Source organism: Shigella sp. FC1544, from assembly GCF_001722145.1.
Classification (GTDB): domain Bacteria; phylum Pseudomonadota; class Gammaproteobacteria; order Enterobacterales; family Enterobacteriaceae; genus Escherichia; species Escherichia coli.
Map to the genome: position 1 here is coordinate 1 of NZ_MECT01000065.1, position 8658 is coordinate 8658.

Consider the following 8658-nt stretch of genomic DNA (forward strand, 5'->3'; position numbering starts at 1 on the left):
AGCAGGCGCTGGAGTTCTTTAATCTGCTTCATGGCGGCAGCAAGTTCAGAGGCAGGAACAACCTGTTCTCCGGCGGCCACAGCAGTAAGACTTCCTTCCTGGTATTGCTTACGCCAGAGAAATAACTGGCTGGCTGCTACACCATGTTGCCGGGCAACGAGGGAGACCGTCATCCCCGGTTCAAAGCTCTGCTGAACAATTGCGATCTTTTCCTGTGTGGTACGCCGTCTGCGTTTCTCCGGCCCTAAGACATCAATCATCTGTACTCCAATGACTAGTCTAAAAACTAGTATTAAGACTATCACTTATTTAAGTGATACTGGTTGTCTGGAGATTCAGGGGGCCAGTCTATCTTATATGTGCGGATGATGTCATGGTCGATTGTGCCCGGTATGCACAGTCTCTGTGCTTCAATAGTCTCCTCTGCGTGAGCTATTAACTGCTCTCTGGTAAAAGTCGTCATGCCGTAGCCCCTTCTTGATATTTTTCAAACCAGAACACAACCGGCTCTGCTTCCAGCGATGCCAGCGCAATCCGTGCCAGTTCCATTTGTTCACCACGGGTAAGCCCGTTTTCAAGCGGGTTTTTAATGAACAATTCAATACGTTCTTTGGTAATAGTGGTCATGTGTTACTCCTTAACCCGCAGTGCTTTCAACTGATGAGGGGAACAAAATCTTTTCATCAAACCCTGCATTCATATCATGGACAGCAACACACCAATCCATTGACGAACGATTATCAAGAGCCTCCATGATTTCATCCATGCGGCGCAGGTCATACAGGTAAATGCTTTTATCGCCAATGGTGTAAAAACCAATTTTTTTCGGTGATGGACAGCGATCAAGAACGTCCTGTAATTCGTTCAACCATGCCTGTTCTTTTTTTGTCAAAGTTGCCATATCAGTTTTCCTTATACGGATTAATTTTATTGTGCAGTGTGTTGAACGGAGCCCATACCACGTCGTTATACAATTCAATAACTGGCTCAATTATTTTTCCGATTCCCCATACCAGAATTAACGGGGATATCGGTATCATCAACACGATAAACAGAATGAGAAACAAAAATTCTGTCGCTCTACTTTTTCGCGGATATTCTTTTCTGAATAATGTAGGCACATCACTCTCCTTTGTTGCTCCTCAAAATTTTATGCCCTGGCGCAAAAGCACGCGTTTTGTCGGCACTTATTCGCCACCCATCTTTACGTGCCTCTTTTGCACAGCCAGCCCATGACGTACCCATATACTCACCAAAATCTGGCGACTGATATTTGCCATCCGTACACTGGCGGCAATCACAATAGAGATGCATGGTATAACTTGCGGCAATACCCATTCAGCCTCCTTTGATGCCCGTGTTTACAACCAGGCAGGCCTCCTTGAGTACCCAGTCAATAGCGTCTTTCCATGCTCCGGTTTCAACTGGCGGATCCTCACGCCGTACCTGTTCATAAAAGCGCACAGCTTTAACCAGTCCTTCTGATGTCACCGAAGCTGGCGGGGCCGTGAATAACGCCTGAATTTCATAGTTTGGTCTGTCGTTACAATCCTCTTTTGTCGGGACATATTTCCAGTCACCAACCCACTGCTTCCCCTGAAAGTCTGTAACGCCTTTTTTCACGTAGCGATATCGCCATGCCACTGGTTTTGCCTGCCCTGCCTTTTCATGCCCTTCCTGATAATTAATCTCGCTCATTCATCGCCCCACTCATCACAATATGCTTCGACCGGTGTTTTCCCTGCTTCATAATCATCACGCCATGCTTCAGCATCAGCGGCACTTCCACCGCGTAACTCTGCATAATCCATTAACAGTTCATGCCATTCTTCAAAACTGGCGTTATATTTAGTTGAACCAAAATCAGCCATTTTGTTCTTCCTCTTCGTCTTTTATTTCGTGGTATGAGTAATTGCAGTAGTTAAAGAAAATATCTTTAGCTTCATCCTGTATTTCATCTGGTGTTGCATCATCATCCACTTCGAATTCATCCTCGAAATCTCCACCGGCTATTCCCGTTTCAATAATTATTTTGAATTTTCGCATTTCACTACCGCCCTTTCGGACGGCCTCCTGATGTTCTGAGGGTGCAGAAATCCCTCCGGTTAAGGATTTGATTTTATTTACAGTGCTAAATTTAATTATTCAGTTCTGGATTTTGTCGCCCTGCATATCCGCGCTTTCGCGTTACGCTCAATCTGAATTAACTTTTCTATATTTTTCCGCCTTTCCTGTTCCTCCTGGCGCAATAGCCTTACATCATCTGCCAGTCTGGTTTCTCTTTTCGCCACAGAGAGCATCCAGTCAAATGGCTCCACAACTGCACCGCAGATTTTACAGCGGACCTGACGCTCTTTTTCGTCAACCCGAACAGAGGCGTGATGACAATATGGTCTTTCCGATGGCTCATAAAGAAAATTAACCTGATTACGAGGGTCATCCTCTTTTACCGGAAATAAAACGATATTGCTTAACTCATCCTCTGGTTTTATTTCCATGCTCCTCTCCTTTGATGCGAATGCCAGCGACGCGTAATGCGTGTTCTAGGTCAATCAGGTAAAGCCAACTGCCATTTTCTTTAGGTATCATGACATGTCGCTCATCTGCATTTATCGGGTGTCCATATCGAAGGTCGTAGCGAGTCGGTAATTGAACTTCCCGCGCTTCCAGTTCAGCAATACGCTTGCTCCCATCAGAGATAACGCCTTCGTAATACTCACGCTGCTCTTTGAGTTGTGATTTTGCTTCTTCCAGTCCATCCAGCAAATCAGCGATAATATCCGCTTCCCGATGACGGATGTGACGCTTAAACGCAGCAAGAGCCGCATCACAATCCCGTTCAGCATTTGGGCTGTCCGGGATAGCCTGATACCACGCCAGCGTCGACTGATAGTTTTGTGCTGCCTCACGAAGCGCCTCATAGTTAACCTCTCTCATTGAGCCACCTCCTGATAAATCACTGCATGCCCCAGTTTCTCCGCCAGTGCCAGCTCTGCCTTAGCGCCCGCTGACCGCTGCCAGCCATTCAGCATGTAAATCGCATCCACACAACGAATCATTGCCATGCAAATATCCATGTAGTGCGGCTGTGTCAGCCCGTCCGGAAGTACTGCCGGGTTTAAGACGGTATGCCCTTCCCGTTTCAGTTCCTCTTCCGCCTTGTGAAACGCCTCACGGTTGAAATTTTCATATCCCGTCATTGGACCGGCAATATAAACTCTGACCCTCACTCCATCACCTCCTGAAAGTTTCCCCGATAGAACGCCAGCACACGCTGCATAACTTCGCTCTGGCGGCACTCACGACAAATTATGTTCTGCCGTCTGTTGTAACGACGTATTTCTCCGTCAGGTAACTTTCGAATCAGTGTCGGGTCAGCAGCCTTCTCCGGTGTCTTACGCCATACGCGATACGCCTGCTCTGATGGAAATACCCCGCAACCAGAGAGCCAGACATCACCACTGGCCGCAAGCGCACCAGATAAACGACGAATAGCGGTCTTACTGACACCCGTTTTATCTGCCAGTTGTCGAAAAGTTTCTCGTCCGCTCAGGCGCACGAATTCCACAATGCGCGCCTTCACTTCTTCCCGCTCTTCTGGTGTAAATACTTTTGCCATAAGCGCCTCCGGCAATCACTTTTCCGATACAACACGGCGGGAAGAATCAGTAATCTGTCGAACAATATCCCGGTGCTTGTTCAGCTCCCGCAGCGCGGCGCAGACTCGCTCCCACTTCTGAACATCACTTTTCGCCCTGCGCAGCGCCAGGTTTGCCCTGCGAAGGGACGGAAAAATCAGCTCATCTGCTTGCGTTTCGGTAAACGATGGCAACGGCTGCACAATGTCCGCCACAGTTTCTGTTTTAATTTCTTCCTGTGTTGCGGCTTCCCGGACTGGTAACGCAGCACCTGCTGGCTGAGGAAAGGCCTTACCATCACTTTCCGTTACCAGCGCGGCTTTCGGCTCTGCTGGTAAATTATCGCCCGGCATGCAGTAACGAAATTTACCGTTCTGATTAACGCGTGCCAGCCGCCCCGTTGCGGTTACCACCGCCAGCGTGGAGGCAACCTTGCGAGTACTGACGCCGAACTTACCCGCCAGTTCCTCACACGTTTTAGCACCATCCTGACCGATAAACTCAATCATCATGTCTGCGGTAACTTTTTGTTCGACCTCCCCGGTCAGCATATCCTGTGCTTCAGATTTTACTGGCCGCTCTTCGGTTACCCGGGATTCACCTTCGCCAGCCAGAAACCAGGTGTGACCAGTTTTATCAACGACGCCATTTCTTTTGAGTTCCCACAGCTCGTTGAGAACCTCTTCACGACTGATATCAAGTCGCGCGGCCAGTTCTACCGATGTGGCTTTTCCCATTGCTTTCAGTGCGTCAAATACGGTTTCCATTAAAATTTCCTCCGACAAAATCGTTTCTCAGATTCAAATAAAACCAGCTGCCTTCCGGCGTTCGTATTCCTGTTTCAGCCGTTCAATTGGCGTTGGCCCTTGCGGGTGTTTCGCCCCTTCCAGTTGTCGTCGCACTGGCGGAACACTCATCCCGTTACCAACATGCTTTGCCCATTTCGTCAGTTGCCGTTCCGCAAGTCGTTTTAACTCACCCTGCGTCATCTGGCGCTCAATCCCTCTGGTACGCATTTCGAGGCAGATGTGGTACAGCACAGGCTGAGGCCACGGATATTTGTCGCTTCCGTCATATCGCCAGGACTCATCACGCCAGCGGCGGTACTCCTCCATCACAGCATCCACCGTCAGGCCAAATGGATTGGCCCCGCTTTCTGAAATCAGCGCCACAAACTCAGCCAGGTCCGGAGGCCATGTTTCACCCGCCCGGCAGCGGTCCATGCACTGGCGGCAGACCTGTCGGATTTGCTGCTCAGTCATCGCGCCAATCTGTGCAATCCAGAGCTTCGAAGGTGCGGCCCCGTTCTTCTGGGTCCAGCGGTTCGAATAAACCTCCCCCATGAGTTCCCACAGCTTCCAGACCGTTTCCGTCGCTGATAAATCCGTTTTCACGTTCCCACTGCTCACGTGCTGCCCGAATTTCCTGAACTGCCCGTGATGCGGTGCCACCTGGTGCTGCTGCATGGTTTACCCCCTTGCTGACTGGTTTAACCTGCGCCCTGACGTGATTTACGTGACGGGCGAATTTCTGCTCCCACTGAATCTGCGTAAACACTTTCCCCTCCGCTGCCCAGTAGTCCCGGAAGGCGGCAAGTTCAGCAGGTGTAAATTCTGTCTCCGGCAAAGCCATCCCCCACAACGCAGCCCGTCGTCGAAAATCCCGTGACGGATACCAGCTATCGGTCATCGGATATTTTCCGATGGGTTCGCTCAGGCCATCCAGGAATACAAGGGGTGCTGCCTGTAACGACAAAACTTCCTGCTCACTGGTCGGAGCACTCTCGCGTGCGTTATGTGTGGGGTTTAGATCTTTGGGTTCCTTTGGGTTCCGTGATCCGTTTTTGGGTGTCTTTGATGGAAAATTTGGGTGTCTTTGGTTATTTTCCATGCAGCTAAGAGTTCCGTTTTTGGGTCTGTTTTGTGCTGAAACATAACCATTTTCGGTACTGTTTTTATTAACAGCACCAATTTTACCCACCTTTAAAGACTCCCGTTTTTGGGTGTATTCAGGCTCGGCAACACTTTCTTCTACACCGATAAGTCGGTACACCACAATTTGCTTTGTTCTGCCTTTTCTCTCACCGGTATCAACAATTAACCCAATCTCCATCAGGTGTCGTAAGCTGTCCTGCACAGTCTTTTTGTTTAGTTCCGTTACTTCTGCCAGTGCAGATACAGACGGGTATGCACACAAATCGGCACCGCACATATCAGCAAGCCAGGTCAATACAGACTTACTGGATGAACTGCCGGTTTTCACCTTTTTAGCCCATCGTAGTGCATCGATACTCATACAAACCCCTGGCAGACATTTGTTTATCTGCAAAGTAATATTGATATTGCTGACGATACGCATGCTTGAAAGCAATAGCTTTTTCTATAAGCTCGTCAGTCTCACGTTCCACAACAGCTGGATCCGCAAAAAGCAGCCCGGACTCCACCACATCGCCATATTCTTTGTTTAATCCGGCGATCATGTACGTAATGCTTTTTCCATCACTGATCTCACGATACAACCTGAAATCACTAATTCGGATAGCCTCCATAATTGCCGGAATCAGCGCCGTGAATTTTTTCCGCTTATCCCTGGTGTCGATAGCTTTCCAGCGTTCGAATATCTTCACCCGGTTAACGCCCAGCGCCCGTTGATCAACCTCGCCATCATTAAACGTGACGCGTTGAACATCGATGTTCGGGCGTTCTTTCAGAGCCCAGAATGCTTCCGTGATTAATATCGTCGCTTGCTCCTGTGTCATTCCTGGTCGACATACCCAGGCATCCAGAGCCTCACAAACCTGTTCAGGGGTGATTTTCATTGTTCAACCGCCCCGCCCGCTTTGCCTTACGATATTCGTCATAAACTTTGGGGTCGTACTGAAGTTCCCCGCCGGATGCCTCTTGCAGGCGCATCGCGCGACCTTCAGGAACCAGTTCCCCCCATTGAGAAACAGCAGATGGATCAACACCAGCAGCTTTCGCTACTTTGGCTTTCGTCCCATAAAAATTAATTACGTCTGATTTAAACATCACCCCTCCAAAGTTGAGTTTTCTCAATAGCAATCATTCAAGGAATCTCGAGTCAAGGGTTATTAAGATATCTAAATATGAACGAGAAAACTTTAGGTCAACGAATTAGAGAAAGACGCAAACAGGTTGGTTTAAGTCAAAACGATTTAAGCAAAGCCGCTGGCGTATCTGGCTCATCAATTTCACTATGGGAAAGCGACCATACAGCCCCGCGCGGGCAAAATTTGCATCGCCTGGCTGAGGTATTGCAATGTTCACCAACTTGGATACTGTTTGGTGACGAGGATAAAACACCAGATCCACCAGTAGCACTCAACAGCGCCTTAGACTTATCGGAAGATGAGTTGGAGATGTTGCGATTGTATCGCGCACTTCCAAAATCAGAGCAGCAAGCACAAATCAGCGAACTCCGTGCCCGCGTTGAGAATTTTAATCGCCTATTCACCGAGCTACTAGAAGCTCGCAAACGTAACAAACATCAGTAACCCCCTTCACAAATTTTAAAGCCTTACATTTCAATGTATTGGCTTTATTTTGCATTAAATGTTGAGTTTTCTCATTAAAAATGCTTGACCAACATTCATGAGAAAACTAAATTACCACCCATCAAGACACCGCACGGTGTTCTCAGCAAACAGTTCCGCTACCCGGCGTTAAGGGGTAATGAGGTCAGCATGGATACTATCGATCTTGGCAACAGCGAATCTCTGGTATGTGGTGTGCTCCCCAACCAGGACGGCACATTCACCGCCATGACGTATACCAAAAGCAAAACGTTTAAAACCGAAGCTGGCGCGCGTCGCTGGTTAGCAAGAAACTCCGACTGATGAGGTTGACGATGGAATTTAAAGATTTACCAGTACCATTCCAGGAAATGGCATCGAATGTGGTTCGCTCTCAACTGGCGACTCTTGACCTGAGTACCGTAGAAAAAGAAACCATCGACAATATATCCGGTAACGTACGCCGAGCCTTTATCGGGCTGTACGAAGAGAAGCAGCTCTCTGATAACCAGGATTTACATGAAAAATACTTCCTGGATCTAATGGACATCATTGATAAGGGGTTTGGCTTGTTAATGAAAAAGAAAGGGATTCGAATAGAACCCCTTGAAAATCATTTTACAGCAAGCAGTATTAATTCCTGTGATTTAAAGCATCACACATCCGATGGGAAAGTTGAATCAAACAACAAAATATCAATTAATCATTAATTTATTCACAGGTGAGGTAGAGTGCGTGCGCCGGACACGGATAAGAATCCGGCACTGACAGTTTACTGAAAAGGATATATCCCTGAAAAGTCAGGGCATAACACGAAAGCGCCCGGAGAAGTTAGTCTCTCTGTATAGGTCGTCGTTAAATTTAATTCGATCGTGCGCTTCCGGTTGTGGCAATCCGCGAAATGGCGCGGCGGTAAGTATGGCGGGGTTATTCCTTCCCCCGCTGAGGACACCGGGTTGTCAGGTTGACCATACGCTTAAGTGACAACCCCGCTGCAACGCCCTCTGTTATCAATTTTCTGGTGACGTTTGGCGGTATCAGTTTTACTCCGTGACTGCTCTGCCGCCCTTTTTAAAGTGAATTTTGTGATGTGGTGAATGCGGCTGAGCGCACGCAGAACAGTTAAAACCAAAAACAGTGTTATGGGTGGATTCTCTGTATCCGGCGTTAATTGTTAACTGGTTAACGTCACCTGGAGGCACCAGGCACCGCATCACAAAATTCATTGTTGAGGACGCGATAATGGAAACGTTATTACCAAACGTTAATACGTCTGAAGGTTGTTTGGTGATGCTGCCAACTTACTGATTTAGTGTATGATGGTGTTTTTGAGGTGCTCCAGTGGCTTCTGTTTCTATCAGCTGTCCCTCCTGTTCAGCTACTGACGGGGTGGTGCGTAACGGCAAAAGCACTGCCGGACATCAGCGCTATCTCTGCTCTCACTGCCGTAAAACATGGCAACTGCAGTTCACTTACACCGCTTCTCAA

20 protein-coding genes and 2 pseudogenes are annotated in these 8658 nt (G+C 48.2%); 5 read left to right on the forward strand and 17 right to left on the reverse strand.

Annotated features, from left to right (window positions below; translation table 11 throughout):
- The 17 genes and pseudogenes from BGK49_RS04920 to BGK49_RS04995 all read right to left on the reverse strand — a co-directional run.
- The coding region (locus BGK49_RS04920) for a transposase (RefSeq protein WP_000567716.1) at positions 1-260 on the reverse strand (260 nt) is incomplete at its 3' end.
- 211 nt (positions 261-471) lie between these two features.
- Positions 472-627 (reverse strand): annotated as a pseudogene (locus tag BGK49_RS04925) (DUF551 domain-containing protein); the annotation flags it as partial.
- 10 nt (positions 628-637) lie between these two features.
- Positions 638-901, reverse strand: coding sequence for a hypothetical protein (locus BGK49_RS04930; RefSeq protein WP_000224216.1), 264 nt, complete (start codon positions 899-901; stop codon positions 638-640).
- Between the two features lies 1 nt (position 902).
- The gene (locus tag BGK49_RS04935; RefSeq protein WP_001142588.1) at positions 903-1121 is read right to left on the reverse strand and encodes a DUF4014 family protein; all 219 of its coding nucleotides are present in this window, start codon (positions 1119-1121) and stop codon (positions 903-905) included.
- Between the two features lies 1 nt (position 1122).
- Positions 1123-1338 (reverse strand): hypothetical protein, encoded by a 216-nt coding sequence (locus tag BGK49_RS04940; RefSeq protein WP_000510389.1) that lies wholly within the window; start codon positions 1336-1338, stop codon positions 1123-1125.
- Positions 1339-1698 (reverse strand): hypothetical protein, encoded by a 360-nt coding sequence (locus BGK49_RS04945; protein ID WP_001289986.1) that lies wholly within the window; start codon positions 1696-1698, stop codon positions 1339-1341.
- Complete coding sequence (locus BGK49_RS30305) at positions 1695-1871, reverse strand: hypothetical protein (RefSeq protein ID WP_000753053.1); 177 nt, start codon at positions 1869-1871, stop codon at positions 1695-1697. The genes BGK49_RS04945 and BGK49_RS30305 overlap by 4 nt, the downstream gene beginning before the upstream one ends.
- A complete protein-coding gene (locus BGK49_RS04950) occupies positions 1864-2046 on the reverse strand; it encodes a DUF7167 family protein (RefSeq protein WP_001224665.1) in 183 nt (60 codons plus the stop codon). The genes BGK49_RS30305 and BGK49_RS04950 overlap by 8 nt, the downstream gene beginning before the upstream one ends.
- 95 nt (positions 2047-2141) lie before the next feature.
- Positions 2142-2498 (reverse strand): hypothetical protein, encoded by a 357-nt coding sequence (locus tag BGK49_RS04955; RefSeq protein WP_000403782.1) that lies wholly within the window; start codon positions 2496-2498, stop codon positions 2142-2144.
- Positions 2476-2937, reverse strand: a complete 462-nt coding sequence (locus tag BGK49_RS04960; RefSeq protein ID WP_001209470.1) for an ead/Ea22-like family protein — start codon at positions 2935-2937, stop codon at positions 2476-2478. The genes BGK49_RS04955 and BGK49_RS04960 overlap by 23 nt, the downstream gene beginning before the upstream one ends.
- Complete coding sequence (locus BGK49_RS04965; RefSeq protein ID WP_001266130.1) at positions 2934-3230, reverse strand: DUF4406 domain-containing protein; 297 nt, start codon at positions 3228-3230, stop codon at positions 2934-2936. The genes BGK49_RS04960 and BGK49_RS04965 overlap by 4 nt, the downstream gene beginning before the upstream one ends.
- Positions 3227-3619, reverse strand: coding sequence for a DUF977 family protein (locus BGK49_RS04970; RefSeq protein WP_001141099.1), 393 nt, complete (start codon positions 3617-3619; stop codon positions 3227-3229). The genes BGK49_RS04965 and BGK49_RS04970 overlap by 4 nt, the downstream gene beginning before the upstream one ends.
- 15 nt (positions 3620-3634) lie before the next feature.
- A complete protein-coding gene (locus tag BGK49_RS04975) occupies positions 3635-4405 on the reverse strand; it encodes a DUF1627 domain-containing protein (RefSeq protein WP_000450707.1) in 771 nt (256 codons plus the stop codon).
- Positions 4406-4438: 33 nt separating this feature from the next.
- Positions 4439-4900: a replication protein P gene (locus tag BGK49_RS29045; RefSeq protein WP_000139457.1), complete on the reverse strand. Its 462-nt coding sequence runs from the start codon at positions 4898-4900 to the stop codon at positions 4439-4441.
- On the reverse strand, positions 4893-5933 hold the full coding sequence (locus BGK49_RS29050; RefSeq protein WP_000020542.1) for a DnaT-like ssDNA-binding domain-containing protein: 1041 nt from the start codon (positions 5931-5933) through the stop codon (positions 4893-4895). Before BGK49_RS29050 ends, BGK49_RS29045 begins: the two co-directional genes overlap by 8 nt.
- Positions 5905-6456, reverse strand: a complete 552-nt coding sequence (locus BGK49_RS04990; protein ID WP_000705383.1) for a toxin YdaT family protein — start codon at positions 6454-6456, stop codon at positions 5905-5907. The genes BGK49_RS29050 and BGK49_RS04990 overlap by 29 nt, the downstream gene beginning before the upstream one ends.
- The gene (locus BGK49_RS04995; RefSeq protein WP_000476986.1) at positions 6440-6667 is read right to left on the reverse strand and encodes a Cro/CI family transcriptional regulator; all 228 of its coding nucleotides are present in this window, start codon (positions 6665-6667) and stop codon (positions 6440-6442) included. The genes BGK49_RS04990 and BGK49_RS04995 overlap by 17 nt, the downstream gene beginning before the upstream one ends.
- A 77-nt stretch (positions 6668-6744) precedes the next feature.
- On the opposite strand from BGK49_RS04995, the gene BGK49_RS05000 reads away from it, so the two are divergent.
- The 5 genes and pseudogenes from BGK49_RS05000 to BGK49_RS25410 form a co-directional block, all read left to right on the forward strand.
- Positions 6745-7152, forward strand: a complete 408-nt coding sequence (locus tag BGK49_RS05000) for a helix-turn-helix domain-containing protein (RefSeq protein ID WP_001003379.1) — start codon at positions 6745-6747, stop codon at positions 7150-7152.
- A 189-nt stretch (positions 7153-7341) separates the two neighbouring features.
- A complete protein-coding gene (locus BGK49_RS05005; protein WP_000379596.1) occupies positions 7342-7494 on the forward strand; it encodes a DUF1391 family protein in 153 nt (50 codons plus the stop codon).
- A gap of 11 nt (positions 7495-7505) precedes the next feature.
- Positions 7506-7880 (forward strand): hypothetical protein, encoded by a 375-nt coding sequence (locus BGK49_RS05010; RefSeq protein WP_005031383.1) that lies wholly within the window; start codon positions 7506-7508, stop codon positions 7878-7880.
- A gap of 427 nt (positions 7881-8307) precedes the next feature.
- Positions 8308-8454: pseudogene (locus BGK49_RS31585) on the forward strand (cell division inhibition protein DicB); the annotation flags it as partial.
- 57 nt (positions 8455-8511) lie between these two features.
- Positions 8512-8658, forward strand: a 147-nt coding sequence (locus BGK49_RS25410; protein ID WP_001393286.1) for an IS1 family transposase, incomplete at its 3' end; no start/stop codon positions are given.

Excerpts from the sequence above, each read along its gene's own strand:
- BGK49_RS04930 (WP_000224216.1), bottom strand. The coding sequence starts at position 901 with ATGGCAACTTTGACAAAAAAAGAACAGGCATGGTTGAACGAATTACAG.
- BGK49_RS04940 (WP_000510389.1), bottom strand. The coding sequence starts at position 1,338 with ATGGGTATTGCCGCAAGTTATACCATGCATCTCTATTGTGATTGCCGC.
- BGK49_RS04945 (WP_001289986.1), bottom strand. The coding sequence starts at position 1,698 with ATGAGCGAGATTAATTATCAGGAAGGGCATGAAAAGGCAGGGCAGGCA.
- BGK49_RS30305 (WP_000753053.1), bottom strand. The coding sequence starts at position 1,871 with ATGGCTGATTTTGGTTCAACTAAATATAACGCCAGTTTTGAAGAATGG.
- BGK49_RS04950 (WP_001224665.1), bottom strand. The coding sequence starts at position 2,046 with ATGCGAAAATTCAAAATAATTATTGAAACGGGAATAGCCGGTGGAGAT.
- BGK49_RS04955 (WP_000403782.1), bottom strand. The coding sequence starts at position 2,498 with ATGGAAATAAAACCAGAGGATGAGTTAAGCAATATCGTTTTATTTCCG.
- BGK49_RS04960 (WP_001209470.1), bottom strand. The coding sequence starts at position 2,937 with ATGAGAGAGGTTAACTATGAGGCGCTTCGTGAGGCAGCACAAAACTAT.
- BGK49_RS04970 (WP_001141099.1), bottom strand. The coding sequence starts at position 3,619 with ATGGCAAAAGTATTTACACCAGAAGAGCGGGAAGAAGTGAAGGCGCGC.
- BGK49_RS04975 (WP_000450707.1), bottom strand. The coding sequence starts at position 4,405 with ATGGAAACCGTATTTGACGCACTGAAAGCAATGGGAAAAGCCACATCG.
- BGK49_RS29045 (WP_000139457.1), bottom strand. The coding sequence starts at position 4,900 with ATGACTGAGCAGCAAATCCGACAGGTCTGCCGCCAGTGCATGGACCGC.
- BGK49_RS29050 (WP_000020542.1), bottom strand. The coding sequence starts at position 5,933 with ATGAGTATCGATGCACTACGATGGGCTAAAAAGGTGAAAACCGGCAGT.
- BGK49_RS04990 (WP_000705383.1), bottom strand. The coding sequence starts at position 6,456 with ATGAAAATCACCCCTGAACAGGTTTGTGAGGCTCTGGATGCCTGGGTA.
- BGK49_RS04995 (WP_000476986.1), bottom strand. The coding sequence starts at position 6,667 with ATGTTTAAATCAGACGTAATTAATTTTTATGGGACGAAAGCCAAAGTA.
- BGK49_RS05000 (WP_001003379.1), top strand. The coding sequence starts at position 6,745 with ATGAACGAGAAAACTTTAGGTCAACGAATTAGAGAAAGACGCAAACAG.
- BGK49_RS05005 (WP_000379596.1), top strand. The coding sequence starts at position 7,342 with ATGGATACTATCGATCTTGGCAACAGCGAATCTCTGGTATGTGGTGTG.
- BGK49_RS05010 (WP_005031383.1), top strand. The coding sequence starts at position 7,506 with ATGGAATTTAAAGATTTACCAGTACCATTCCAGGAAATGGCATCGAAT.